The 24,828-nt window shown below is 73.5% G+C and carries 24 protein-coding genes; 14 read left to right on the top strand and 10 right to left on the bottom strand.

What is annotated here, in order from left to right:
* The 4 genes from ACGF5U_RS15370 to ACGF5U_RS15385 form a co-directional block, all read right to left on the bottom strand.
* Positions 1–692 (bottom strand): TetR/AcrR family transcriptional regulator (locus ACGF5U_RS15370; protein ID WP_392818401.1); only part of this gene is annotated, 692 nt, incomplete at its 3' end.
* A 92-nt stretch (positions 693–784) separates the two neighbouring features.
* Positions 785–1,483, bottom strand: a complete 699-nt coding sequence (locus ACGF5U_RS15375) for a phosphatase PAP2 family protein (RefSeq protein ID WP_392714517.1) — start codon at positions 1,481–1,483, stop codon at positions 785–787.
* 168 nt (positions 1,484–1,651) lie between these two features.
* The gene (locus ACGF5U_RS15380) at positions 1,652–2,587 is read right to left on the bottom strand and encodes a M56 family metallopeptidase (protein ID WP_392714518.1); all 936 of its coding nucleotides are present in this window, start codon (positions 2,585–2,587) and stop codon (positions 1,652–1,654) included.
* 101 nt (positions 2,588–2,688) lie between these two features.
* Positions 2,689–3,312 carry a DUF5134 domain-containing protein gene (locus ACGF5U_RS15385; RefSeq protein ID WP_392714519.1) on the bottom strand — a complete coding sequence of 208 codons (624 nt, stop codon included), beginning with the start codon at positions 3,310–3,312 and terminating at the stop codon, positions 2,689–2,691.
* A gap of 171 nt (positions 3,313–3,483) precedes the next feature.
* Between ACGF5U_RS15385 and ACGF5U_RS15390 the strand changes: the two genes are divergently transcribed.
* Entirely contained in the window at positions 3,484–4,035 is a 552-nt protein-coding gene (locus ACGF5U_RS15390; RefSeq protein ID WP_392714520.1) for a GNAT family N-acetyltransferase, read from the top strand.
* 6 nt (positions 4,036–4,041) lie between these two features.
* Here ACGF5U_RS15390 and ACGF5U_RS15395 read toward each other — a convergent pair whose 3' ends face one another.
* Together ACGF5U_RS15395 and ACGF5U_RS15400 are read right to left on the bottom strand one after the other, a co-directional pair.
* Positions 4,042–6,720 carry an AAA family ATPase gene (locus ACGF5U_RS15395; RefSeq protein WP_392714521.1) on the bottom strand — a complete coding sequence of 893 codons (2,679 nt, stop codon included), beginning with the start codon at positions 6,718–6,720 and terminating at the stop codon, positions 4,042–4,044.
* A 282-nt stretch (positions 6,721–7,002) separates the two neighbouring features.
* The gene (locus ACGF5U_RS15400) at positions 7,003–7,686 is read right to left on the bottom strand and encodes a glycerophosphodiester phosphodiesterase (protein WP_392714522.1); all 684 of its coding nucleotides are present in this window, start codon (positions 7,684–7,686) and stop codon (positions 7,003–7,005) included.
* 272 nt (positions 7,687–7,958) lie between these two features.
* Here ACGF5U_RS15400 and ACGF5U_RS15405 point away from each other — a divergent pair, with 272 nt between their 5' ends.
* The 4 genes from ACGF5U_RS15405 (at position 7,959) to ACGF5U_RS15420 (ending at position 12,128) form a co-directional block, all read left to right on the top strand.
* A complete protein-coding gene (locus ACGF5U_RS15405; RefSeq protein WP_392714523.1) occupies positions 7,959–9,356 on the top strand; it encodes a DUF6421 family protein in 1,398 nt (465 codons plus the stop codon).
* A gap of 26 nt (positions 9,357–9,382) precedes the next feature.
* Positions 9,383–10,147, top strand: a complete 765-nt coding sequence (locus ACGF5U_RS15410) for an SDR family NAD(P)-dependent oxidoreductase (RefSeq protein WP_392714709.1) — start codon at positions 9,383–9,385, stop codon at positions 10,145–10,147.
* Positions 10,144–11,223, top strand: a complete 1,080-nt coding sequence (locus ACGF5U_RS15415) for a threonine aldolase family protein (protein ID WP_392714710.1) — start codon at positions 10,144–10,146, stop codon at positions 11,221–11,223. The genes ACGF5U_RS15410 and ACGF5U_RS15415 overlap by 4 nt, the downstream gene beginning before the upstream one ends.
* Before the next feature lie 212 nt (positions 11,224–11,435).
* A complete protein-coding gene (locus tag ACGF5U_RS15420) occupies positions 11,436–12,128 on the top strand; it encodes a B3/4 domain-containing protein (protein WP_392714524.1) in 693 nt (230 codons plus the stop codon).
* 34 nt (positions 12,129–12,162) lie between these two features.
* Here the strand turns inward: ACGF5U_RS15420 and ACGF5U_RS15425 are convergent, their stop codons facing one another.
* Positions 12,163–12,885, bottom strand: a complete 723-nt coding sequence (locus tag ACGF5U_RS15425) for a lysophospholipid acyltransferase family protein (protein WP_392714525.1) — start codon at positions 12,883–12,885, stop codon at positions 12,163–12,165.
* Between the two features lie 232 nt (positions 12,886–13,117).
* On the opposite strand from ACGF5U_RS15425, the gene ACGF5U_RS15430 reads away from it, so the two are divergent.
* From ACGF5U_RS15430 to ACGF5U_RS15460, 7 genes are all read left to right on the top strand, one after another.
* Complete coding sequence (locus ACGF5U_RS15430; RefSeq protein ID WP_392714526.1) at positions 13,118–13,453, top strand: TlpA family protein disulfide reductase; 336 nt, start codon at positions 13,118–13,120, stop codon at positions 13,451–13,453.
* Between the two features lie 72 nt (positions 13,454–13,525).
* On the top strand, positions 13,526–13,606 hold the full coding sequence (locus ACGF5U_RS15435) for a putative leader peptide (protein WP_392714711.1): 81 nt from the start codon (positions 13,526–13,528) through the stop codon (positions 13,604–13,606).
* 52 nt (positions 13,607–13,658) lie between these two features.
* Positions 13,659–14,186 (top strand): flavin reductase family protein, encoded by a 528-nt coding sequence (locus tag ACGF5U_RS15440; RefSeq protein WP_392714527.1) that lies wholly within the window; start codon positions 13,659–13,661, stop codon positions 14,184–14,186.
* A gap of 190 nt (positions 14,187–14,376) precedes the next feature.
* Positions 14,377–15,162, top strand: a complete 786-nt coding sequence (locus ACGF5U_RS15445; protein ID WP_392714528.1) for an electron transfer flavoprotein subunit beta/FixA family protein — start codon at positions 14,377–14,379, stop codon at positions 15,160–15,162.
* A 103-nt stretch (positions 15,163–15,265) separates the two neighbouring features.
* Positions 15,266–16,228 (top strand): electron transfer flavoprotein subunit alpha/FixB family protein, encoded by a 963-nt coding sequence (locus tag ACGF5U_RS15450; RefSeq protein WP_392714529.1) that lies wholly within the window; start codon positions 15,266–15,268, stop codon positions 16,226–16,228.
* A gap of 162 nt (positions 16,229–16,390) precedes the next feature.
* Positions 16,391–17,689, top strand: a complete 1,299-nt coding sequence (locus ACGF5U_RS15455; protein WP_392714530.1) for a DUF6986 family protein — start codon at positions 16,391–16,393, stop codon at positions 17,687–17,689.
* Positions 17,690–17,801: 112 nt separating this feature from the next.
* Positions 17,802–19,613: a serine/threonine-protein kinase gene (locus ACGF5U_RS15460; protein ID WP_392714531.1), complete on the top strand. Its 1,812-nt coding sequence runs from the start codon at positions 17,802–17,804 to the stop codon at positions 19,611–19,613.
* A gap of 79 nt (positions 19,614–19,692) precedes the next feature.
* On the opposite strand, the gene ACGF5U_RS15465 is transcribed toward ACGF5U_RS15460, so the two are convergent.
* Positions 19,693–20,670: a LacI family DNA-binding transcriptional regulator gene (locus tag ACGF5U_RS15465; protein ID WP_392714712.1), complete on the bottom strand. Its 978-nt coding sequence runs from the start codon at positions 20,668–20,670 to the stop codon at positions 19,693–19,695.
* 199 nt (positions 20,671–20,869) lie between these two features.
* Between ACGF5U_RS15465 and ACGF5U_RS15470 the strand changes: the two genes are divergently transcribed.
* Positions 20,870–21,835, top strand: a complete 966-nt coding sequence (locus ACGF5U_RS15470; RefSeq protein ID WP_392714532.1) for an ROK family protein — start codon at positions 20,870–20,872, stop codon at positions 21,833–21,835.
* A 376-nt stretch (positions 21,836–22,211) separates the two neighbouring features.
* Here the strand turns inward: ACGF5U_RS15470 and ACGF5U_RS15475 are convergent, their stop codons facing one another.
* Complete coding sequence (locus ACGF5U_RS15475; RefSeq protein WP_392714533.1) at positions 22,212–22,601, bottom strand: hypothetical protein; 390 nt, start codon at positions 22,599–22,601, stop codon at positions 22,212–22,214.
* A gap of 401 nt (positions 22,602–23,002) precedes the next feature.
* Here ACGF5U_RS15475 and ACGF5U_RS15480 point away from each other — a divergent pair, with 401 nt between their 5' ends.
* Positions 23,003–24,043 carry an NUDIX domain-containing protein gene (locus tag ACGF5U_RS15480; RefSeq protein WP_392714534.1) on the top strand — a complete coding sequence of 347 codons (1,041 nt, stop codon included), beginning with the start codon at positions 23,003–23,005 and terminating at the stop codon, positions 24,041–24,043.
* Here the strand turns inward: ACGF5U_RS15480 and ACGF5U_RS15485 are convergent.
* Positions 24,017–24,727 carry an MBL fold metallo-hydrolase gene (locus ACGF5U_RS15485; protein ID WP_392714535.1) on the bottom strand — a complete coding sequence of 237 codons (711 nt, stop codon included), beginning with the start codon at positions 24,725–24,727 and terminating at the stop codon, positions 24,017–24,019. The two genes, ACGF5U_RS15480 and ACGF5U_RS15485, sit on opposite strands and share 27 nt — an antisense overlap.
* Positions 24,728–24,828: the final 101 nt, after the last annotated feature.

A 24,828-nucleotide genomic window follows, 5' to 3' on the forward strand; every position in this document is an offset into this window, starting at 1 on the left:
GCGGCCCCCCCCGCCCCGCGCGGGCCGCCCCCCCCCCGCCCCCCCGCCGCCCCCCCGCCCCCCCCCCCCGCCCCGCCCGGGGGGGGGGGGGGGCGCCCCCCCCCCCCCCCCACGCCGAGTTCCCAGTCCAGCCCGTAGCGCTGGAACAGCTCCGCCCGCAGCCGGGCGCGCGGCATGGGGGCTCCGGGCAGCAGTACGGCGAAGACCGCGCCCATCAGCAGCGCCCGCAACAGCGGGTAGTCGGCCTCCACGTCCCGCGACCCGTACCGGGAGACGGTGTCCCGCAGCAGGAAGGCCAGCCGCTGCTGCTCCGGGCACTGGACGAACCCCTCCGCCTGCAGGATGCCCGCCATGTGCGTCCGCATCAGCAGGGGCTGGTCCACGGCCAGACCGAGGACCGCGTCGATGGCCCGCGCGAGCCGCTCCCGCCCGTCGTCGCTGCGCGGCTCCCGCTCCAGGGCTGCCGACAGCGTGCGGTGCATCAGCCGGTGCACGGCCGACTGCAGGAGCTGGCGCTTCCCGGGGAAGTAGTACGAGACCAGGCCGCGCGCCGAACCCGCCCGGTCGGCGATGTCCCCCAGCGTCGTGGCCTCGTATCCGCGCTCGGCCACCAGTTCGACCGTCGCCTGCAGCAGCCGCTCGCGGGAGCGCCGTCGCAGTTCTTCATTGACCGATGCGCTCCGCGGGGACATGCTTAACTCCTGCGTTGACTGGCTCCCAGCCAATATACTCAGAGCGTCCTCGCTGCGACGCCCTGACGTGGCTGATCAGTGGGGGTCGTGTGTCATCCGGACCGGGCGACGCGGGGGATCGCCCGGCCCGGACGGCACGACCGGCTCCCCGGCCCCGCGACCCGCGGGTACGCGAGCAGCGCGACCGCCGCCAGACAGGCTCCCAGCAGCCAGCCGGCCAGTACGTCGGACGCCCAGTGCACGCCCAGGTACACCCGGGTCAGCCCCACACCGAGCACGGACACCAGCGCGAGTACGGCCAGGATCCGTCGGCTCCACGCACGCGTGACCTGGACCGGCCCGAGATCCGGTGCGCCACGGTGACGACCGGCCACCAGCCACAGCAGCAGCGCGCACGTGACCGTGGCCGTCATGGCGTGGCCCGACGGGAACGCCGCGTAGTCCGCCGAGTCCACCGGGTCGGGCCAGAACGGCCGGTCGCGGCCCACGAGCACCTTCATGGACTGCTGGACGCACGCGCCCAGCGCGGTCACCACCGCCAGCCACAGCACGGCCCGCCGGAGCCCCCGCCACCACAGCCACACCGCCGAGCAGGCGACGAGCGCGCGCATCGTCCAGGGATCCCACACCCAGTCGCTGAGCACCCGGTTGACCCGGGTGAGCGACGGATTCCGCACCGCCGAGGCGTGCGACGCGTCGGCCACCGCCCGGTCGACAGCCATCAGCGGCCCCCATTCGAGCACCACCGGCACGAGCAGCAGTCCCGACAGGGCGCCGGAGACCAGGGCCACCGCGAACAGCGCGGAGCTGGGTGGGGACGAGGGCCCGGGGGAGCCCCCCGGGCCCGAGGAGTGGGGGGTGCGAGTGACGGAAGCTGCGGCTGTGGGGGAGCGCATGCCGTGATCCTCCCCGAAGCCCGGCCGCCACGCCATGGCGCCCGTACGGGACCCGCTGGGGGGCTACCCCAGGGTGCGCAGCGCGGGAACGAACGCCACCAGCAGCGGTACGACCGGTACCAGGGCGGCCGCGGCCGTCAGCCGCAGCCTGCGGATCGCGGTGAGCCGGGGCTGCGCGGTCAGCAGACGGTTCACCCGCTGCGGGACCTCGGCGCCGGGCGTCGGGCACGGCCCGAACACCCCCCTGTCCTGATTGAGTTCGACCAGGGCCAGCGCGATCGTCAGCCGCCCGAACCGCTTCGACGCCGCGTCGTCCGCGGCCAGCTCCACCAGCCGGTGCATCTCGTCGCGGAACGCCGCGAACACCGGGATCTGCGGGAACCCGGTGGCCAGCGCCGATGAGCAGTGCAGCAGCCAGTCGTGGCGGGCCCGCGCGTGACCCTGCTCATGGGCGAGCACCGCCTCCAGCTGACGGCCCTTCAACCGCCGCAACGCGGCCGTGGAGACGACCAGTTGGGGCGCCGACCCGGGCAGCCACCAGGCTTCCGGGCGCTCTCCCTCCAGCAGCACCAGCGGTGCGGCGCCCGGCTCCTCGCCCGGCAACAGCGGTGACCGTACGAGGAGTTCGGCGCGCCGGCGCCGCCGCCGCGCCCTGGCCCTGCGCACCTCGCGCGTCAGCATCGCCCCGCTCCAGAGACCTCCGCAGGCCAGCAGCACCGCGAGCATCCCGGACCACGGGCCGTGCGCGCCCAGCTCGTATGCCTCGACCACCGCGCGGGGCGCGGGCGCGAACACCGGGCCGCGTACCGCCTGCCATGCGGCGGCCGCGCTGAACGTCATCGACAGCGCGAAGCAGAGCAGCACCGAGGCCACCACGCACTGCCACACCCACAGCGCCACAATGGGCTCCCGCTCCACCCAGCCCGCCCGCGCGAGCAGACGCGGAGCGGCCACGGCGGCCACGACACCGAGCGTGAGCAGCACGAGGGAGACCAGCATGCGATCAGCCTATGAGCGCGACCCCGCGCAGAGGTATTCTCTTGCGCGGCAAGTGACGTACGCCACGGAATCCGTGGCGCCGCACCACGGAATCCGTACGGTCAGAGCGCGCAGAGCATCGCGAGCATTCCCAGGCCCATCGTCAGCCGGCACGCCAGCGCCACCTCCGGCCGCCGACAGGGGCCGCCGCCTCCGCCCCCGCGCCGAGGCGCCGCCCGCGTCTCCCACGCCGCCACCGCACCCGCACCCGCGCCCGTTTCCTCCCTCGGGCCTGCCGCGGCCGGTACCAGCCGCGCCCCCGCCCGCAACACGTACACCATGTAGTACGCCAGGAGCGCGCCCGTCACCAGCGGCACTCCGCCCCCGCCGGTCCCGGGCGCACCATGCGTACCGTGCCCGCCTCCGGCCACCGGGACCGCCATGTACACCATGGCCAGCGAGCCGATGAGATGGTGCAGGTGGTGTCCGCCGCCCCGGACCGACCACAGCGCCCGCAGCGACGCGGCGCCGAACACCACCGCGTACACGGTCCAGCTCCACTCCGGCGGGGTGACGACCGCCGCGGGCAGCGCCATCACCGCCATCCCGAAGCCCATGACGGCCTCGCCCGCCGCCTCTTCGCGCTCGGCGGCGCCACCGCAGTCCCTCAGCCGGACGAGGCAGTAGGCGCCCGTGAGCGCGCACAGGGCCGCCAGCAGCCAGCCGGACGTCGCGGGTCCGTGCACGGCGTACCTCCCCCTCGACGAGACGCGGCCCCTGGGACGATTCCCGCGACGGTCCGCGTGCACGCGGGCGCAGGGGCGCAGAGGGGGGAGCACGGGGTGGACGCGTACCCTCGGTCCCCGGGAGACACCGGCGAGCCGGGACCGCATCGGCGAAGGGGAGAGACGCTCACCATGGACACCGCACAACCCCAGGACACGCAGAAGCTGACGTTCCGCGACGCCGTCGAGGCCGACGTGCCCGCGCTCGTCGAGCTGGTGGAGTCCGCGTATCGGGGGGACTCCAGCCGGGCCGGCTGGACCACGGAGGCGGACATCCTGGACGGGCAGCGGACCGATCCGGAGGGCGTACGGGAGGTCGTCACCGCCGCCGGGTCCCGGTTGCTGGTCGTGGAGCGCGAGGGTGAGGCCGTGGCCTGCTGTCAGCTGGAACTGCGCGGGGGCGCCGCGTACTTCGGGATGTTCGCCGTCCGTCCCGGTCTCCAGGGCGGCGGTCTCGGCCGGCGTGTCCTCGCGGAGGCGGAGCGGCTGGCGCGCGCCGAGTGGGGCGTGGCCGAGATGCACATGACGGTGATCTCGGTCCGCGAGGAGCTCATCGCCTGGTACGAACGGCGCGGCTACCGCCGTACGGGCCGCACGACCCCGTTCCCGTACGGCGATGAGCGCTTCGGCCTGCCGCGCCGGGCGGACCTGGAGTTCGAGCTGCTGGTCAAGGAACTCGGCTGACGGGACTCACGCCCCGGCGCCGGGTCCCGTGACTCCGCCGGGTCCCGTCTCTCCGGCGGGTCCCGTCTCTCCGGCGGGGCCGGGCGCGCCGCCCGGCCCCGCGGTGCCGTCCTCGATGCGGAACGCCGGCCTGTCGTTCTCCACGGTGACCGTGACCCGGTTGCCCGCCGACAGGCGGCCGTCCACCAGGAGCCGGGACAGCGGGTTGTCCACCTCACGCTGGATGGTGCGGCGCAGCGGACGGGCGCCGTACTCCGGCTGGTGGCCGCGCCGGGCCAGCCAGTCCACCGTCTCGGGCGCGAACGCCACGCTGATGTCCTGGGCCCGCATCCGGCCGCGCGTGTCCTCCAGCAGCAGGTCCGTGATCCGCCGGAGCTGCTCCTCGTCCAGACGCCGGAAGATGACGATCTCGTCGACGCGGTTGAGGAACTCGGGGCGGAAGTGGTCGCGCAGCGGGCGCAGGGACCGCTCTCGCATCGCCTCGTCCTCCGCGCTGGTGTCGCCCGCGCCGAAACCGAGCAGCCCCCGGCCGGTGCCGATGGCCTCGGAGCCGAGGTTGCTGGTCATCACGATGACCGTGTTCTTGAAGTCGACCGTGCGGCCCTGCGAGTCGGTGAGGCGCCCGTCGTCCAGCACCTGGAGCAGGATGTTGAAGACGTCGGGGTGCGCCTTCTCCACCTCGTCCAGGAGGACCAGCGAGTACGGATGGCGGCGTACCGCCTCGGTGAGCTGGCCCGCCTCCTCGTGTCCGACGTATCCGGGCGGAGCGCCGACGAGCCGGCTGACGGTGTGCCGCTCCTGGAACTCGCTCATGTCGAGGCGGACCATGCGTTCCTCGCTGCCGAACAGGGCCTCGGCCAGCGCCCTCGCGAGTTCCGTCTTGCCGACGCCGGTCGGGCCGAGGAACAGGAAGCTGCCGATGGGCCGGGTCGGGTCGGCGAGGCCGGCCCGGGACCGCAGCACCGCCTCGGAGACGGCCGACACCGCCTCGTCCTGGCCGACGACCCGCTGGCGCAGGTGGTCCTCAAGACCGAGGAGCCGCTCCTTCTCCTCCTTCGTGAGGCTGCTGACCGGGATGCCCGTCTGCCGGCTGACCACCTCGGCGATGTCCTCGGCGGTGACCTCCAGTACCTGGCCGTCGCCGTACTGGCGTACACCGCGTCCCTCCTTGATCCGCCGTTCGACCTCCTGGATCCGGTCGCGCAGTTCCATGGCCCGCTCGTACTGCTCGGCGGCGACCGCCTGGTCCTTGTCCCGGATGAGCTGTTCCGCCTCGCGTTCCAGGGTCCGTACGTCGTCCTGGCCGCGGGCGCGCAGCCGTACCCGGGCCCCCGCCTGGTCGATCAGGTCGATCGCCTTGTCGGGCAGGAAGCGCTCGGTGAGATAGCGGTCGGAGAGTTCCACGGCTGCCCGCAGCGCCTCGTCGGTGTAGCGGACCTGGTGGTGGGCCTCGTACCGGTCGCGCAGACCGCGCAGGATCTCCACGGCGTCATCGGGCGCGGGCTCCGGGACCAGGATCGGCTGGAAGCGGCGTGCGAGGGCGGCGTCCTTCTCTATGTAGCGGCGGTACTCCTCCAGCGTGGTGGCCCCGATGACATGGAGTTCGCCCCGGGCGAGCGCGGGCTTGAGCATGTTCCCGGCGTCCATGGCGCCGCCCTCGGAGCCGCCGCCGCTCGCGCCGGCCCCGACGACGGTGTGCAGTTCGTCGATGAAGACGACGATCTGCTCGGAGTGGGAGCGGATCTCCTCGATGATGCTGTTCATCCGCTCCTCGAAGTCGCCCCGGAAGCGGGTGCCCGCGACGACACCGGACAGGTCCAGGGCCACGACCCTGCGGCCCCGGAGGGTGTCGGGGACGTCTCCCTCGGCGATGCGCTGGGCCAGGCCCTCGACGATGGCCGTCTTGCCGACGCCGGCGTCACCGATCAGGACCGGGTTGTTCTTGCCGCGCCGGGACAGCACCTCGACGGTCTGCTCGATCTGCTCCTCGCGTCCGATCACCGGGTCGATCCGCCCCGCCCGTGCAAGGTCGGTCAGGTCACGGCCGTACCTGTCGAGGGTGGGCGTGCCGTGCGCGGCGGCCGGCGGCTGCTCGGCCGCCGTGTCCCACTGGCCCGACGCGCCCGGCCGGTAGGGCGGCCCCGGGGCGGGGCCGGGCGCGGGGCCCTGGCCGGAGACGGCGCCGGGGTCGAAGCGGGCGGCGCGCAGGATGCGGCCCGCGGCCGAGTCCGGGTTGGCGGCGAGCGCCGCGAGCACGTGCTCGGGTCCGATGTACGAGGCGCCGATGTGCCGCGCCAGGTCGTGGGCGTCGAGCAGGGCCCGCTTGACGGCGGGCGTGACGGAGATCCGGGACCGGGGCGGGCCCTCGCCGGCCGTACGGTCGATCTCGTCGGCCAGCTCGTCGGGGTCGGCGCCCGCGCGCGCCACCATGTCGCGGGTCGGTTCGGTGTTGAGCGCGGCACGCAGCAGGTGCTCGGTCTCCAGGTCCGTGTTGCCGTGCTCGGCCGCGTAGGAGGCAGCCTCGTCCACCATCCGGCGGGTCGGCTCGCTCATCATGCGCCCGATGTCGATGTACCGGTGCGGCCGGGCCGCACCGGTGCCGTAGCCGCCACCGAACAGCCGGGCCAGGAAGTCGCTGAACGGGTCAGGACCGAAGCCCTCCGGACCCATGAAACCGCTGCTCATATGTGTCCGTCCTGGGAGTCGTGCCAAGTCCGGACGCGAGTTCCCCGCAGTCCGCCGCTTACACCCGAGGTCGGCTCGATGACGGCCGTACGGCACGCGCCCGCCTCCGGGCGACACGGGGCGGGCGCGGGGCGGGCGCGGCACGGTCACGCCGGGCCGGACGGGGCCGACGGGAGGGAACGGGTCCGGCCGGTCGGACGGGGCCGACGGTCAGGCGGGTCGAACGGGTCGAACGGGTCAGGCGGGTCGAACGGGTCGAACGGGTCAGGCGGGTCGAACGGGTCAGGCGGTGAAGCGGCTCGTGCGGCGGATCTCCGGGTAGTCGGTCGTGGCACCGTCCAGTTCGAGGGCGCGGGCCAGCCGCAGGTGCTGCTGGGTGTTGACGACCCAGCCGATGACCCGCAGCCCCGCCTCGTGGGCGCGTTCGGTGGTGTCCAGGGTGAGGCGCCGGATGTTCAGGGCGAGCGCGCCCGCGCCGACGGCGAGCGCCCTGTCCACGATGTCGGCGCTCCAGTGGCTCGCGATGAGCACCGTGCGTACGCCCGGCACCAGGCGGGCGATCTCGGCGACCGCCTCGTCGTGGAACGACGACACCTCGACCCGCCCGGCCAGATCGCGCCGCAGCATCACGTCGGCCAGCGCGCGGGCGGCCGCCACGTCCTTGATCTCGGCCTGGAGCGGCGACCGTACGGCGTCCAGGACCTCGGTGAGGACGGGGATCCGCTCGCCGTCGCCCGCGTCGAGCTCCCGCAGTTCGGCGAGGGTCTTGTCGGCGATCGGACCGGTTCCGTCGGTCGTGCGGTCCACCTCCGCGTCGTGCATGACGACGAGCGCGCCGTCCTTGCTCAGATGCAGATCCAGTTCGATGGCGTCCATGCCCGCCCGCTCGGCGCGGACGAAGGAGCGCAGGGTGTTCTCCGGTTCGACACCCATGACCCCGCGATGACCGATGGTGAGGAAACTCAAGGTTCTCTCGCTTCCGTCGACGGCGGCTCCCGCGCGGCGCCGTGCCCCCACGCGGCACTACCGCAGCGTAACGGCCCGGCTGCGGAACGGAACCCTCCGAACGTCGACACGCACCCATGGCGGCGGATGCGAGCCCTGGCGGGGTGTCAAGCAGGAAAATCGGCGGTGACCATGGGGGGTCGACAGGATAATTTGTTTCGACCCCCCTTGTGGTGGATAAGCGCACATGGATACGGTGCTTTAACGCGAGGTTCTCCCGTGGAGGAAGAGTGATGACGGAAATTCTTGTGCAGGACGTTGCCGGTGGGGGCGTAGCCACCGACACCCGGGTGATCGACCACCCGGCGTGGCCCGAGCTCAAGAATGCCGTGGAGGAGATCCGGGTCTGGCAGTCCGCGGACGGCTCCATCGACTTCGACGCCGAGGGCGCCCCCGCCCGCCCGGACGTCGACGCCCGCCTCGACCGGGTCGTCGCCGCCGTCGAGCAGCTGTCCCCGCTGCTCCCGCACGCCACCGCCTACCACCGCGCGCTCGTCGCCGACCTGCGCAAGTGGGCCGCCGACGGTTACGCGGTGCCGGACTTCCTGGACTCCCTGCTCGCCTTCCACCCGGCGGCGAACCGGGTCGACGGGCTCCAGCACCTGGTCCTGTTCCCGATGTACACGCAGAACGGCAACCCCGACCGGAACCTCGAGGCCGTCGTGCTGCGCATGGTCTGGCCGGAGTGGCTCTCCGAGCTGGAGGCCACCCGTTACGACAACCCGCTGTTCTGCGGCATCACCTTCGAGGACTTCACCGCGGGTTACGACACGAACTCGGCCGTCCTCTTCCCGGAGACCGTCGCCGTGCGCGAGGCCCCCGCCCGCTTCACCTGGGGCGGCATCTTCTGCGACCGCGAGGCCGCCCGCTTCCGCCGGGTCACCGAGGCGGCCGTGGACGTCCTGGGCGTCGAGCTGCCCGCCGACATCCAGGAGATGCTGGCCGACCAGCGCCGCTGCGAGCAGGCGTTCGTCCTGTGGGACATGGTCCACGACCGCACCCACAGCCACGGCGACCTGCCGTTCGACCCGTTCATGATCAAGCAGCGCCAGCCGTTCTGGATGTACGGCCTGGAGGAGCTGCGCTGTGACCTGACCGCCTTCAAGGAGGCCGTCAAGCTGGAGGCCGAGGGCAACGCGCACGGCCGCGACGTCCAGTACGCCGTGCTGTTCGACCGGATGTTCCGCTTCCCGGTCACCGGCGACCGCGTGCGCAACTACGACGGACTGGGCGGCCAGCTGCTCTTCGCGTACCTGCACAAGCACGACGTCGTGCGCTGGACGGACAACACGCTCAAGATCGACTGGGAGCGGGCCCCGCAGGTCACCAACGACCTCTGCGCCGAGATCGAGAAGCTCTACCGCGACGGCATCGACCGCCCCAAGCTGGTCCACTGGTTCGCGGCCTACGACCTGGTCTCCACCTACCTCGCCCCGCACCCCGGCTCCCGCTGGGCCAAGGGCCCGGACGCCCTGGACCTCACGCAGCCGCCGCGCAAGCTGGTGGACGACGTGCTTCCGGACGAGTTTCCGCTCAGCATGTTCTACGAGGCGCTCGCCAAGAAGCTGAAGTCCGTGATCGCCTCCACCAAGGGGATCACCGCCCGCGAGGCCGAGAAGGACGCCGCGTGAGCTCGGGTACGGAGGAGAAGACGGCCATGAACGCCAACACGAACGGGAACGGCGGTTCGCTGGAAGGCGCCGTGGTCGCGGTGGCCGGAGCGGCCGGCCCGGCCGGCCGGGCCGCCCTGCTGCGGCTCGCCGAGGCCGGCGCGACGGTCGTGGGTGCCGACGCCGACCCCGAGCGGCTCGCCGAGGCGGTCGACGCCGCCCGGTACGCCCACGGCGGCGCCACCGTCGTCGGCGACACGGTCGACCTGCTCGACCTGGGAGCCGCCCGCGCGTGGGCCGACAAGATCGAGAAGGAGTTCGGCCGGGTCGACGGCCTCGTCCACCTGGTCGGCGGCTGGCGCGGCAGCGCCTCCTTCGCCGAGACCGACCTGGCCGACTGGGACGTGCTGGAGAAGCTGCTGATCCGTACCGTCCAGCACACCTCGCTCGCCTTCCACGACGGGCTGCTGCGCAGCGACCGGGGCCGCTACCTGCTGATCAGCGCCGCCGGTGCCGGCAAGCCGACCGCCGGCAACGCGGCGTACGCCGCGTCCAAGGCGGCCGCCGAGGCGTGGACGCTCGCGCTCGGCGACGCCTTCCGCAAGGCGGGGGGCGAGGAGGGTCCGAAGTCCGCGGCTGCGATCCTGGTGGTCAAGGCACTGGTGCACGACGCGATGCGCGCCGAGCGCCCGAATGCGAAGTTCGCGGGCTTCACGGACGTCAAGGACTTGGCCGACGCCATCGCCGGCGTCTGGGACCGGCCCGCCCAGGAAGTGAATGGACAGCGTCTGTGGCTGACCCCCAAGCCGTGACCCCGGCGATCCCCACGAGGACCGACGCCCGTCGTCACCACGACCCGTCGGTCCGGGGCTTCGCCAGCGACAACTACGCCGGAGCCCATCCCGAGGTCCTCGCGGCTCTCGCCCTCGCCAACGGCGGCCACCAGGTCTCCTACGGCGAGGACGAGTACACCGACCACCTCCAGCGTGTCATGCACAGCCACTTCGGCCCGACCGCCCAGACCTATCCGGTCTTCAACGGCACCGGTGCCAACGTCACGGCGCTGCAGGCACTCACGGACCGGTGGGGTGCGGTGATCTGCGCGGAGACCGCGCACATCAACGTGGACGAGGGCGGCGCACCCGAGCGCATGGCCGGACTGAAGCTGCTGACCGTGCCGACGCCGGACGGCAAGCTCACTCCCGAGCTGATCGACCGTCAGGCGTTCGGCTGGGACGACGAGCACCGGGCCATGCCGCAGGTGGTCTCCATAGCCCAGAACACCGAACTGGGCACGGTCTACACGCCGGACGAGATCCGCGCGATCGTGGAGCACGCGCACGGCCTCGGCATGAAGGTGCACCTCGACGGGGCCCGGCTGGCCAACGCGGCCGCGTCCCTGAACGTCCCGATGCGGGCGTTCACCAACGCGGTGGGCGTCGACGTCCTGTCGTACGGCGGCACCAAGAACGGTCTCGTCTTCGGTGAGGCGATCGTCGTCCTCGACCCGGACGCGGGACGGCACATGAAGCATCTGCGCAAGATGTCGATGCAGCTCGCCTCCAAGATGCGGTTCGTGTCGGTGCAGTTCGAGGCGCTGCTCGCCAAGGACCTGTGGCTGCGCAACGCGCGGCACGCCAACGCGATGGCACAGCGCCTGGCGGACGGGGTGCGGGCGGTCGACGGCGTGGAGATCCTCTATCCGGTGCAGGCGAACGCGGTGTTCGCACGGCTGCCGCACGAGGTGAGCCTGCGGCTGCAGAAGCGGTTCCGCTTCTACTTCTGGGACGAGGCGGCCGGCGACGTGCGCTGGATGTGCTCCTTCGACACCACGGAGGACGACGTCGACGCCTTCGTACTGGCGCTGAAGGAAGAGATGTCCCACTGACATCGCTCCCACCGGCATCGCTCCCGCCGGCATCGGTCCAGCCGGTGCCGGCGGGACCGGTATCCGCCCCACCCGCAGCCGGATGAGCACGCGGCCGCCGGGAGATGCTCCCGATCGCCCGGCGGCCGCTTCCCCTACCCCGTGCAGTCCATTATCTTAGACTGGGTGGTGTTGTATGCTGCACCGCTCATACGGATACGGAACGGCGGACCATGACCCTGACGCTCACCGTCACCGACGAGGTACGCACCCTCGTCCCCGGCTTCACGTACCTGGCCGTCGAGGCCCGCAGCCTGGTCAACGGCCCCAGCGACGCGGCCTGCTCGGCGCTCCTGGACGCCGCCGCCCAGCGCCTCGCCCGGCGGCTGGACGGCCGCGCCCCGCACGAGGACCCGCACATCGCCGCCTGGCGTGACGCCTACAGCGCCTTCGGCGCCAAGCCCTCCCGTACGCGCAACTCCGCCGAGGCGCTGGCCCGGCGCGCCCTCGCTGACGGTGGGCTGCCCCGGATCAACCGGCTGGTCGACGCGTACAACGCGGTCAGCGTCGCGCACCTCGTACCGGTCGGCGGCGAGGACGCCGACCGCGTCAGCGGCGGCATGCGGCTCGTCCGCGCGACCGGGGACGAGCCGTTCGTCACCGTCGCGGGCGGTGCCGAGACCGTCGAGCACCCCGAACCCGGTGAGATCGTCTGGCGCGACGACGAAGGCGTCACCTGCCGTCGCTGGAACTGGCGCCAGGGCGTGCGCACCCGGCTCACCGAGGAGTCGGTCAACGCGGTGTTCCTGCTGGAGAGCCTGGCGCCCATGACCCGCCAGGCGCTGGAGGCCGCGGGCGCCGAACTCGCCGAGACCCTGGAGAAGCTGAGCCCCGGCGCGCGCGTCACCCCGCACCCCCCGGCATGACGCCGGGGGCGGGTGCCGACCGCCCCGCCGGGCGTCAGCTGGCTTCGCGGACCTCCGCCGCGGTCGGCGCCGTACCGCCCAGGTGCGCGGGCACCCACCAGGTGTCGTCCGCGTCCTTGGGCCGTACCGGATAGGCGCGCTGCGCCGCCTCCAGCAGCTCCTGCACCCGCTCCCGCAGCCGTCGCGTGATGGCGCCCGCGTACTGGTCCGCCGGCGCCTCGACCGGCTCGCCGACCCGGATCGTCACGGGGATGTGGCTGCGCCTGAAGTTGCGCGGCCGGCCCTTGGTCCACAGCCGCTGCGTACCCCACAGCGCCACCGGGATCAGCGGCACGCCCGCCTCCTGGGCCAGGCGCGCCGCGCCCGACTTGAAGCTCTTCAGCGTGAACGACTGCGAGATGGTGGCCTCCGGGAACACCCCGATGACCTCGCCCGCGCGCAGCGAGTCCAGCGCGTGCCGGTAGGCGGCCTCACCCTGCTGGCGGTCGACCGGGATGTGCTTCATGCCGCGCATCAGCGGACCGGAGATCCTGTGCCGGAACACCGAGTCCTTGGCCATGAAGCGCACCAGGCGCTTCTGCGGCAGCGCCGCGAGCCCGGCGAAGATGAAGTCCAGATAGCTGATGTGGTTGCTGACCAGGACGGCCCCACCGCTGCGCGGGATGTTCTCCGAACCCTGAGTGTCGATCTTCAGGTCGAGCGCCTTGAACATGGTGAGAGCGGCGCCGACGACCGGCCGATAGACGAGTTCTGCCATCTGGAGAAGACCCTTCTTCTATGCCTGGGGAGGGTTCTCCCGGCGGAAGTTACGCAGCCGTAGGTATCCGGCATGGGGCAGATCGTGCCCCATGCGCGGCGTACAGGCCAGTCCTGAGCGCTCCCGCGGGCGAGATACTCGTCACGTCGTCGCCGCTCAGCGTGTCGGTGGGAATCTTCCCCGGCGCGGGCGCGCTGATGCCTGGGACACGTCGGAAGAGGAGGCAGCACACGTGCGCGAGGAGACGGCTGAGGAGGCCCGGACGGCGCTGGGCCCCGCCGAGCTGGGGGCGCCGCTCGGCGAGCGCGCGACGCTCGTGCAGTTCTCCAGCGCCTTCTGCCAGCCCTGCCGCGCCACCCGCCGCACCCTCGCCGATGTGGCCGCCATGGTCGAAGGCGTCGCGCACGTGGAGATCGACGCCGAGGCCCGGCTCGGCCTCGTCCGCGCACTCGGCATCACGCGCACACCGACCGTCCTGGTGCTCGACCGCGCGGGCCGGATCGTGCGCAGGGCGGCGGGACAGCCGCGGAAGGCGGACGTCGTCGTGGCGCTCGGTCGCGTGCTGTGACCTGCCGTGACGCATCTCCCACATTCCGGTACCGCCTTGACGGCACCGGGAGTCCCTCGTCAGGCTGGCGCCGTGCCGAACGAGATCCTTCTGTACGGGCGTGTCCACGTCGACCTCGCCCGCAACGCGAGCGCGCTCTGTCCGGGTGTCTGAGACCCCGAGGACCAGTCACCCGCGCCCGCACGCTCCGCAGAAGGGCAACTCCATGACGGCCATGCCCGACCTCGGCACCGCCAGGATCGCCACGCCCGACCTGCTCCGCTCCGTCTTCCGGCGGCACGCCGCCGGAGTCGCCGTGATCACGGCGCACGGCGCGGACCCGGTCCACGGGGACCGCCCCGTCGGCTTCACCGCCACCTCGCTCAACTCGGTCGCCGCCGAACCGCCGCTCGTCTCGTTCGGTGTCGGCACCACCTCGTCCAGCTGGCCGGTCCTCTCCAGGGCCGCGCACGTGGGCGTCCACATACTCGGGGACGACCAGGGCGAGCTGGCCGCCACGTTCGCCCGCAGCGGTGCCGACCGCTTCGCCCCGCCGACCCGCTGGGCGCCGGGCCCCGAAGGGGTGCCGCTGCTCGACGGTGTCCTGGCGTGGCTGGTCTGCCGGGTCGTGGCCCGGGTGCCCGCCGGGGACCACCGGATCGTGATCGGCGAGGTCGTCGCGGGCGACCCGGCGGAGCGTTCCGGCAGCCCGCTGCTGTACCACCAGGGGCGCTTCAACGCCCTGCGCGACTGAGGAATCCCGGTTACTCAGCGTTGGCAAGGTCACAGTTCAAAGCGCTTGCTTACCGGGAATACACCCGGTGTACTGACGAGTAATATTTCGTGAGGGGCGTCTGCCGCCCCAAGCGGAAACCGCCCCATCAGGCGCCTATGCTGCGTGCAACAAGGCAGCCCAGTAATGACGATGCAGTAGGAGAGCCGGCGTGAGCTTGAGGATCGTTGTCTGTGTGAAGTACGTGCCCGACGCCACCGGCGACCGGCACTTCGCCGATGACCTGACCGTCGACCGCGACGATGTCGACGGCCTGCTGTCGGAGCTGGACGAGTACGCGGTCGAGCAGGCGCTTCAGATCGCCGACGAGGCCGACGACGCGGAGATCACCGTTCTGACGGTGGGCCCCGAGGACGCCAAGGACGCGCTGCGCAAGGCGCTGTCCATGGGTGCCGACAAGGCCGTCCACGTCGAGGACGACGACCTCCACGGCTCCGACGTCATGGGCACCTCGCTGGTCCTGGCCAAGGCCATCGAGAAGACCGGTTACGACCTGGTCATCTGCGGTATGGCGTCCACCGACGGCACCATGGGCGTCCTTCCCGCGATCCTCGCCGAGCGCCTGGGCGTCCCGCAGGTCACCCTGCTGTCCGAGGTCTCCGTCGAGGACGGCACCGTCAAGGGCCGTCGTGACGGTGACGCCGCGTCGGAGCAGCTGGAGGCGTCCCTGCCGGCCGTCGTGTCCGTGACCGACCAGTCGGGCGAGGCCCGCTACCCGTCCTTCAAGGGCATCATGGCCGCCAAGAAGAAGCCGGTGGAGTCCCTGGACCTGGACGACCTGGACATCGACGCCGAAGAGGTCGGTCTCGAGGGTTCCTGGACCAAGGTCGACTCCGCGACGGAGCGCCCGGCCCGCACGGCCGGCACGATCGTCAAGGACGAGGGCGAGGGCGGCAAGCAGCTGGCCGAGTTCCTCGCGAGCCAGAAGTTCATCTAGGTGCACCGGGCCCGGGGCCGCGCCCCGGGCCGGCGCAGCACCAAGGCTCGCGCAGAGCCACCGACCGCCCCCTCAGACTTCGCATTCGCAGGAGAGCAATCCCATGGCTGAAGTTCTCGTCTACGTCGACCACGTGGACGGCGCCGTCCGCAAGCCCACCCTGGAGCTGCTGACCCTCGCCCGCCGCATCGGCGAGCCCGTCGCCGTCGCCCTCGGTGCCGGCGCCGAGGCCACCGCCGCCACGCTCGGCGAGCACGGCGCCACCCGGGTGCTGACCGCCGACGCGCCCGAGTTCGCCGACTACCTCGTCGTCCCGAAGGTCGACGCGCTGCAGGCCGCGTACGAGGCGGTCTCCCCGGCCGCCGTGCTCGTGCCGTCCTCCGCCGAGGGCAAGGAGATCGCGGCCCGCCTCGCGGTCCGCATCGGCTCCGGCATCATCACCGACGCGATCGACCTCGAGGCCGGCGACGAGGGTCCGGTGGCCACGCAGTCCGCGTTCGCCGCGTCCTACACCACCAAGTCCCGCGTCTCCAAGGGCACCCCGGTCATCACGGTCAAGCCGAACTCGGCCGCCGTGGAGGCCGCCCCGGCCGCGGGCGCCGTCGAGTCCCTCGCGGTGTCCTTCTCCGAGAAGGCCACCGGCACCAAGGTCGTCTCCCGCACCCCGCGCGAGTCGACCGGCCGCCCCGAGCTGACCGAGGCCGCGATCGTGGTCTCCGGCGGCCGCGGTGTCAACGGCGCCGAGAACTTCGCGGTCATCGAGGCGCTCGCCGACTCGCTCGGTGCCGCCGTCGGCGCCTCCCGCGCCGCCGTCGACGCCGGCTGGTACCCGCACACCAGCCAGGTCGGCCAGACCGGCAAGTCGGTCTCGCCGCAGCTGTACATCGCCACCGGCATCTCCGGCGCGATCCAGCACCGCGCCGGTATGCAGACCTCGAAGACCATCGTGGCCATCAACAAGGACGCCGAGGCCCCGATCTTCGACCTGGTCGACTACGGCGTGGTCGGCGACCTCTTCGAGGTCGTCCCGCAGCTGACCCAGGAGATCACGTCCCGTAAGGGCTGACCTGCGACGTCTTCACGGCCCCGGGGCCGCGTGGTGAACTCACCGCGCGGCCCCGGGCCGTTGCGGGGGACCATTGACGCAGGTCGACAGCCCCGGATAACTTCACCATACGGATTGTTGATTCCGGTAAGCGGAAACATCAAGAGTGTGGAGGGTGTGGGAATGGGTCAGCAGGAGAAGGTGGCGACGAGCCTCGCCGGCGCGGTCAGCGAGAGCGTCAGCGCCTCCCTCGTCGCGGTGGACGCCGAACTCGCCCGCCGCTACCCGGGCGACCCCGGCACCCGCCAGCCCGTCCACACCGTCTACGTACCCGGCGACGTATTCGCCCCCGACACCATCCGCTCCTGGGGCGACCAGGCCCTCGCGGCCCTGGACGAGCACGCCCCCGACGCCGCCGCCTTCGCGGCCGTCCTCGGGCTCCCCGACGAACTCGCCGAACCGGTCCACACGCGCGTGCGGGCCAAGCTGGAGCGCGAACCCGTCGAGGACCTCCGCATCGACTTCGAGGACGGCTACGGCGGCCGGACGGACGCCGACGAGGACCGGCACGCCGCGCGCGCCGCCCGGCTCGTCTCCGAGGCGTACGAGCGCGGCACCGCCGCCCCGTACACGGGCATCCGCATGAAGTGCATGGAGGCCGCCGTACGCGACCGCGGCATCCGCACCCTCGACATCTTCCTCACCGGCCTGATGGAGGCGGGCGGCCTGCCCGACGGGCTGGTCCTCACCCTCCCCAAGGTCACCTACGCGGAGCAGGTCACCGCCATGGTCCGGCTCCTGGAGGAGTTCGAGAAGGCCCGCGGCCTGGACGCGGGCCGCATCGGCTTCGAGATCCAGATCGAGACCAGCCAGGCTATCCTGGGCCCCGACGGCACCGCCACCGTCGCCCGCATGATCGACGCCGCCGACGGCCGCGCCACCGGCCTGCACTACGGCACCTTCGACTACAGCGCCTGCCTCGGCGTCTCCGCCGCCCACCAGGCCAGCGACCACCCGGCCGCCGACCACGCCAAGGCCGTCATGCAGGTCGCCGCCGCCGGCACCGGCGTACGGGTCTCCGACGGCTCCACCAACGTCCTGCCCGTCGGCACCACCGAGAACGTCCACAACGCCTGGCGGCTGCACTACGGCCTCACCCGCCGCGCCCTCGCCCGCGCCTACTACCAGGGCTGGGACATGCACCCCGGCCACCTGCCCACCCGGTACGCCGCCGTCTTCGCCTTCTACCGCGAGGGCTTCGCGCAGGCCGCCGCCCGGCTCTCCGCGTACGCCAACCACGCGGGCGGCGACGTCATGGACGAACCCGCCACCGCCAAGGCCCTCAGCTCCTACCTGCTGCGCGGCATCGACTGCGGCGCCCTCGACACCGCCGAGGTCGCCCGGCTCACCGGTCTCACCCGCGCCGACCTGGACGGTTTCGCCGCTCCCCGGCGCGGCGACCTGACGGCGACCGCCCAGTAGCCGACACGCGGCGGCACGGTCACCGCCGCCCCGTACTCTGTACGCGTTCGATATCGCGATCACGCGATATCACCGGCATCACGGCGGACCAACACAGAGGAACGGGGCAGCGGTGTCTTCGGGGGAGAACGAACTGATCGCGGGCCGCTACCGGGCGGTCGAACAGCTCGGCCGCGGCGGCATGGGCGTCGTGTGGCGTGCCGTGGACGAGGTCCTGGGCCGAGAGGTCGCCGTCAAGGAACTCCGCACCTTCACGGACTCCGCCGCGCCCGAACTCGCCGAACTGCGCCTGCGGATGCAGCGCGAGGCACGGGCGGCCGCGCGCGTACGGCACACCGGTGTCATCGCCGTCCACGACGTCGCCGAGCACCACGGGCGCCCGGTCATCGTCATGGAGCTGGTCGACGGCCCGTCGATGGCCGACCTCCTCACCGAGCGCGGCGGATCCATGGACCCGCGCGAGGCAGCCGCCATCGGCGCCAGGGTCCTGGAGGCGCTCGCCGCCGCCCACGCGGTCGGCGTCCTCCACCGGGACGTCAAGCCGGGCAACATCCTGCTCGACCGCACGGGGCGGGTCGTCCTCACCGACTTCGGCATCGCCGCGATGGACGACCCCGGCGACGGTTCCACGGCGCATCTGACACGCAGTGGCGAACTCGTCGGCTCCCTGGACTACCTGGCGCCCGAGCGGGCCCAGGGCCAGGAGCCGGGACCCGCCTCCGACGTCTGGGCGCTGGGCGCCACCCTGTACGCGGCGGTGGAGGGCTCGTCCCCGTTCCGCCGTACGTCGACGTGGTCGACGCTCACCGCGATCGTCGCCGAGCCGCTGCCCGAGCCGCGCCGCGCGGGCCCGCTCGGCCCCGTGCTCCAGCGGCTCCTCCACAAGGACCCCGCGCAGCGGCCGGACGCGACGGCGGCCGCGCGCCTGCTGGCCGCCGTGGCGGACGGCGGCGCCGCGCCCGCGGGCCCCGCCGCACCGCCGGTGCCGCACGTGCCGACCGAGCGCACCGTGCTGCCGCCCGCGCCGCAGGGCTTCGGCCCCGCGCAGCCCGCCGCGCCCGTCCCCGGCGCGGCGCCCGGCCCCGCCTACGAGTTCGCGGCGGCGCCGGGTCCGGCCTTCACGGGCGCCGTCGCCGGTCCGCCGGGTGCGGCGGGCGGACCGGCCGCACCGGCCGGCCACGCCGTCGCGTCGCCGGAGCCCGCGCGGCGGGGGAGCCGGGGCCGCGGCAAGGTGCTGGCCGCCGCGGCGGCGGCCGCGGTCCTGCTGGCCGGCGGCGGTGTCACGTACGCCCTGATGGACCGGGACGGAACCGCGACCGGAGACCGGGGGCTCGCCGGGGACGCCAACCGCCCGAGCGCCTCCCCCGACCCCGCCATGGCCCTAGACCCCGGCTCCCAGCCGTCCCCCACCGCGTCGGCGAGCCCCAGCGGCACACCGTCGGGCGGGCCCGGGGCGAAGAGCTCCCCCTCGGCCGCCAGAACGACCCCCGCGCCCGGCGCGGCCGCCGACGGCGGCAAGGGCGGCTCGGGCGGCACGGACGGCGGCTCCACCGGCGGTACGACGGGCGGCACCACCGGCGGCACCACCACGACCGGCGGCGGAGGGTCCACCACGACGACCGGTGGCGGCGGCACCGAGGAACCCTCCTGCCACCCCATCGGCGGCGGCAAGTACAACTGCACCGTGTGGCGCACCGCGAAGTCCTACCGGGGCGACGGCGGCGAGGCCGGCATCCTCAACGCGGGCACCAACTACTTCTACTGCCAGGCCGATCTGGGCCGCCGCGAGACGTACGGCGAGTGGACCAACGTCTGGTGGGCGAAGACCGACGACGACAGCGGCAACGTCAACGTCTGGGTCAGCGACGTCTACATCAAGGGCGGCGACAACGACCGCCCGGTCCCCGGCCTCCCGGTCTGCTGACGCCGGAGGCCGGCGCCCCGCCGCCACCGGCGGTCCGGCGCGCCGCTGTATCGGCGTCGGCGCCGGACCGGGGGTGCGGTCAGGACGGGGGGATCTCGGCGGAGCCCCTGGGGATCAGCAGCGTCGCCAGTTCCAGGCGCGCGGGCGCCTCGTCCAGGCCGTCCAGGCGGTGGAAGAGGCGCTCCGCCGCCGTGCGGCCCAGGGCCGCGGCGTCCTGCGCCACGACCGTGATGCCCAGCAGGTCGGCGAGCTCGATGTCGTCGAAGCCGACCAGCGCGACCGGCCGTTCGCGCCGGGCGAGTTCACGCACGACCGTGACCGTCACCCGGTTGTTGCCCGCGAACAGCGCGGTGACGGGTTCCGGCCCGGTCAGCATCGCCGCCAGCGCCTCCCGTACACGCGCGGGCGCGGTCGAACCGAGCGACACCCACGATTCGTGCACCGGCAGCCCCGCGTCCTCCATCGCCGCGCGGTAGCCCCGCAGCCGTTCCACGGCGGTGTGGATGCGCGGCTGGTCGCCGATGAACCCGATCCTGCGGTGACCGTGGGCGATGAGGTGCGCCGTACCCTCGCGGGCGCCTCCGTAGCTGTCGGACAGCACCGCGTCGGCGTCGATCCGGCCGGCCGGACGGTCCACGAAGACGGTGGCCACCCCCGCCTTGATCTCCGGCTCCAGGTAGCGGTGGTCGTTGCCCGCGGGGATGACGATCAGCCCGTCGACGCGGCGCGCGCACAGCGCGAGCGCCAACTCCTGCTCCCGGTCCGGGTCCTCGGCGCTCGAGCCGTTGATGAGCAGCGCCCCGTGGGCCCGCGCCACCTCCTCCACGGCACGGCTCAACGGGCCGTAGAACGGGTCGGCGAGATCCTCCAGGACAAGGCCGATCGACGCCGTACGCCCCTTGCGCAGCACGCGTGCGCTGTCGTTGCGGCGGAAGCCGAGCGCCTCGATGGCCTCCTGGACGCGCCGTTCGGTGTCGGGGGTGACGCCCGGCTCCCCGTTCACGACCCGCGAGACGGTCTTCAGGCCCACGCCCGCCCGGGCGGCGACGTCCTTCATGGTGGGCCGGTTGCCGTAGCGGTGTTCGGGGCGGCGGGCGATCTCGGCCACAGTGAGCTGTCCTGTCCAGTCGTCGGTCCGGTGTGCAAGGCTGTGGCGTCGAGCATAGGCCCTGGACAACGTTGTCAGAACCCGGGAAACTAGAGTCCCTGCGGCGATTCCGCAGGTCCGACCAGCTCACACGGGGGACCCGACACCGATGCACACCGACCTCGTCGCCGCGCTCGACATCGGCGGAACCAAGATCGCCGGCGCGCTGGTGGACGGCGGCGGCAGGATCCTCCTGCGCGCGCAGCGCCCGACCCCCGCGCAGGAGGACGGCGACACGGTGATGGGCGCCGTCGAAGCGGTCGTCGCCGACCTCGCCGCGTCCCCGCTGTGGGCGGGCGCGACCGCCGTCGGCATCGGCAGCGCGGGGCCCGTCGACGCGGCGGCGGGCACCGTGAGCCCCGTCAACGTCCCCGGCTGGCGCGGCTTTCCGCTGGTCGAGCGGGTCCGCCGGGTCACCGGCGGCCGCCCCGTGGAACTCGTCGGGGACGGTGTCGCCGTGACCGCCGCCGAGCACTGGCAGGGGGCCGCCCGGGGCTACGCCGACGCGCTCTGCATGGTCGTGTCCACCGGCGTCGGCGGCGGGCTCGTCCTCGGCGGCCGCCTCCACACAGGACCCACGGGCAACGCAGGCCACATCGGCCACATCAGCGTCGACCTGGACGGCGACCCCTGCCCGTGCGGGGGGCGCGGCTGCGTCGAGCGGATCGCCAGCGGCCCCAACATCGCCCGCCGCGCCGTCGCCGACGGCTGGCGCCCCGGCCCCGACGGCGACGCGACGGCGGCGGGTGTGGCCGCGGCGGCGCAGGCCGGCGACCCCGTCGCCATCGCCTCCTTCGAACGCGCCGCGCAGGCCCTCGCGGCGGGGATCGCGGCGGTCGCGACGCTCGTCGAGATCCGGATCGCCGTGATCGGCGGGGGAGTCGCGGGCGCGGGGGACGTCCTGTTCGGCCCGCTGCGGCGCGCCCTCGGCGACTACGCGACGCTGTCCTTCGTGCGGGGCCTGACGGTGGCTCCGGCGCTCACCGGCACGGACGCGGGCCTGCTCGGCGCGGCGGCAGCGGCCGCCGTCGCCCGCGCGGACCGCGGCGGGTCGCCGGCGGAGGTCATCGCCTGACACCCGCCCGCCGCGCCGACACGCCGTGCGCCACACCGAGCGCCGCGTCGCCCGTCGGACGCGCGGCTCCGTGCGTCTCCCGGCTCCGTGCGCCTCCCGGCCCAGCGCGTCCCCCGGCCTGCGCGTCCCCCGGCCCCGCGCGTCCCACCCGGCCCGGGGCCCCCATCCGGCCCCGCGCGTCCCCCGGCCCCGCGTCCCGGCGTCCCGCCCGGCTCGGGGTCCCCACCCGGCCCCCGCGTCCCGGCGTCCCAACCGGTCCGCCCCTGCCAGGCCCGTGGCCCCCGCGTCCCGCCTGCCCCACACACCCCACCCCCGCCCCGCCCCCCGCCGTGCCCCTGGCGCCGACGCCGGGCGGGGGGCGTGCCGGGCGGTCGTGTCATGCGCGGGGGCCGACGTAGCGGGTGTGCTCGCAGGCCAGTCGGCGGCTGCCCTTGAACGCGACGCACAGTTCGGTGTCCGTGCCCGTGTTCATCGTGGGCCAGGTGTGGCGCAGCGTCTTGCCGGACCGCTTGGCGGTGGCCGTGGCCAGGCGTTCACCGTCGCGGTAGAGGGTGACCTCCCGCCGGGTGAGCCGCTCGGGCGGGTTCGTCCAGATCGCGGTGATGGAGTTCCACCCGTTGCGGCCGTCCAGCCGGATGCAGATCTGCGGACCGCTCAGGTGATGCGTGCAGGCGTTCGCGCTGGCCGCCGCCGGGGCGGCCGGTGCGAGCAGCAGGCCCGCCATCGTGGCGGCGAGTGCGGTACGGCGCAGGGGGACGCGCGGCATGGGGACTCCCGGTGGGTGCGTGGTGGTGCGGGGCGCGGCGCGTCGCCCACGAGCCCGGCGCACGACCCCGTCCGCGACCCGTCCGGGCGAGCCGCGAGGCCGGGAGGGCCGCGGGGCCTGGGGCCGGGCGCGAGACCGGCCCAGCGCGGGGCCTCTCCCGTACCGTGCGCGACACCGCCGCGCCCCCTGTCCGTCGCCAGTCCAACGACGCCCGCCCACGGGTGTTACGCCGGCCCGGGTATCTCTTCGTACGAAGAGTGCCGGGCGGCGGGAACGCCGTCGGTCGTGCGCAACAGCCCGGCCACAGTTGCGTGTGCCGTCGGACACCCGCCATGGGGCGTGGGTTTCCGTGGCAGGGTGTTGGGGGCAAGCCACTGGGGGCTACGGAAGAGGGGGGAACCGTGATCGTCTGGATCAACGGTGCGTTCAGCGCCGGCAAGACCAGTGCCGCGCGGGAACTGATCGACCTGATCCCGAACAGCACCTTGTACGACCCCGAGTTGATCGGCGGCGGGCTGCGGCTGCTGCTGCCGCAGAAGAGACTCGCGGACGTCACCGACTACCAGGAGCTGCCGATCTGGCGGCGCCTCGTCGTGGACACCGCCGCCGCGCTGCTCGCCGAGGTGGGCGGGGTGCTGGTGGTGCCGATGACCCTGCTGCGGCAGGAGTACCGCGACGAGATCTTCGGCGGGCTCGCCGCCCGCCGGATCGCGGTCCGCCACATCGTCCTGACCCCGGACGAAACGATCCTGCGCGGTCGGATCGCCGACCGGGAGGAGTTCCCCGACGACCCGGAGGGCAGCGAACGGGTCAGGCGCTGGGCGTACGACCACATCGAGCCCTACCACGCGGCGCTCGGCGGCTGGCTGTCCGCCGACGCGTACGCCGTGGACAACGGCGCCCTCACCCCGGACAAGACCGCGAAGGCCATCGCCGACGCCCTGCGCACCGGCGCGGCGGCCAGCTGCGAGATCGTCCAGACACCCGAGCCGACGGGCGAGACCCTCGCCGCCGGCGTGCTGCTCTTCGACGCACAGGACCGCGTCTTGCTCGTCGACCCGACGTACAAGCCCGGCTGGGAGTTCCCCGGCGGGGTGGTCGAGCCGGGGGAGGCCCCGGCGCGGGCCGGCATGCGGGAGGTCGCCGAGGAGACCGGGCTCCGACTCGCCTCCGTACCACGGCTGCTGGTGGTCGACTGGGAGCCGCCGCACCCGCCCGGATACGGCGGGCTGCGCCTGCTGTTCGACGGCGGGCGGCTGACCGGCGCGCAGGCCGCCGGGGTGCTGCTGCCAGGACCGGAACTGCGCGGCTGGTGCTTCGCCACCGAGGCGGAGGCGGCGGCGCTGCTGCCCCCGGCCCGCTACGAGCGGCTCCGCTGGGCCCTGCGCGCCAGGGAGCGCGGCACCGTCCTGAACCTAGAGGCCGGCGTCCCGGTCGGCTGACGCCCGCAGCACGGCCGCCGCGTCGGCCGTGAGCGGCTCGCCGTGCCCGAAGCACACCGTGGACACCGTGTCCGGCGCGAGCGAGGCCAGCCGCCGCATCGACGCCTTGGCCCGCTCGCGGTCCACATGGAACACGCCCAGCGCCACCTGCCCCACCGATGCCACGGTGTCGCCCGTGAACAGCACACCGTGGCGGGGCAGATGGACGGCGATCGAACCGTCCGTGTGGCCGGGCGTGTGCACCACCCGCGCTCCGTCGCCGAACCCCAGCTCCTCGCCGTCCACCAGCTCCCTGTCGACCCGGGTGGGCGGCGCGACGGGCACCGTCAGCCCGTGCTCGTACAGCGGTATCTCCCAGTCCAGCAGGGCGGGTTCGGGGACCGGCACCTCGCCCCGCACCACCGGCGCGTCCAGCCGGTGCGCCAGCACCCGGGCGCCGAACCGCCCGGCCAGCTCCTCCGCCGCGCCCACATGGTCGCGGTGGCAGTGCGTGAGCACGATCCGGCGCAGCGCCTCGGGGCGCAGGCCGGCGCCGCGCAGCGCCTTCTCGATGTCCGGGGCGGCGCCCGCCCAGCCGGCGTCGACCAGCGTGAGCTCGTCCCCGTCCCGGTCGACCCACAGGTACGCCTGGCCGATGGAGAAGCGCAGCATGTGGAGCCGGGGCAGCACCTGAAGGAAGTCCATGCGGCGAAGGTACGCACCGCGTACCCCCGCCGTCCGGTGTCTTCGCCCTCAGCGATTCCGCTGACGGCTCAACGGGCCGCCACGGCTCCGCGGTTCCGCTG

Source organism: Streptomyces sp. NPDC047886, assembly GCF_043204435.1.
Lineage (GTDB): Bacteria > Actinomycetota > Actinomycetes > Streptomycetales > Streptomycetaceae > Streptomyces.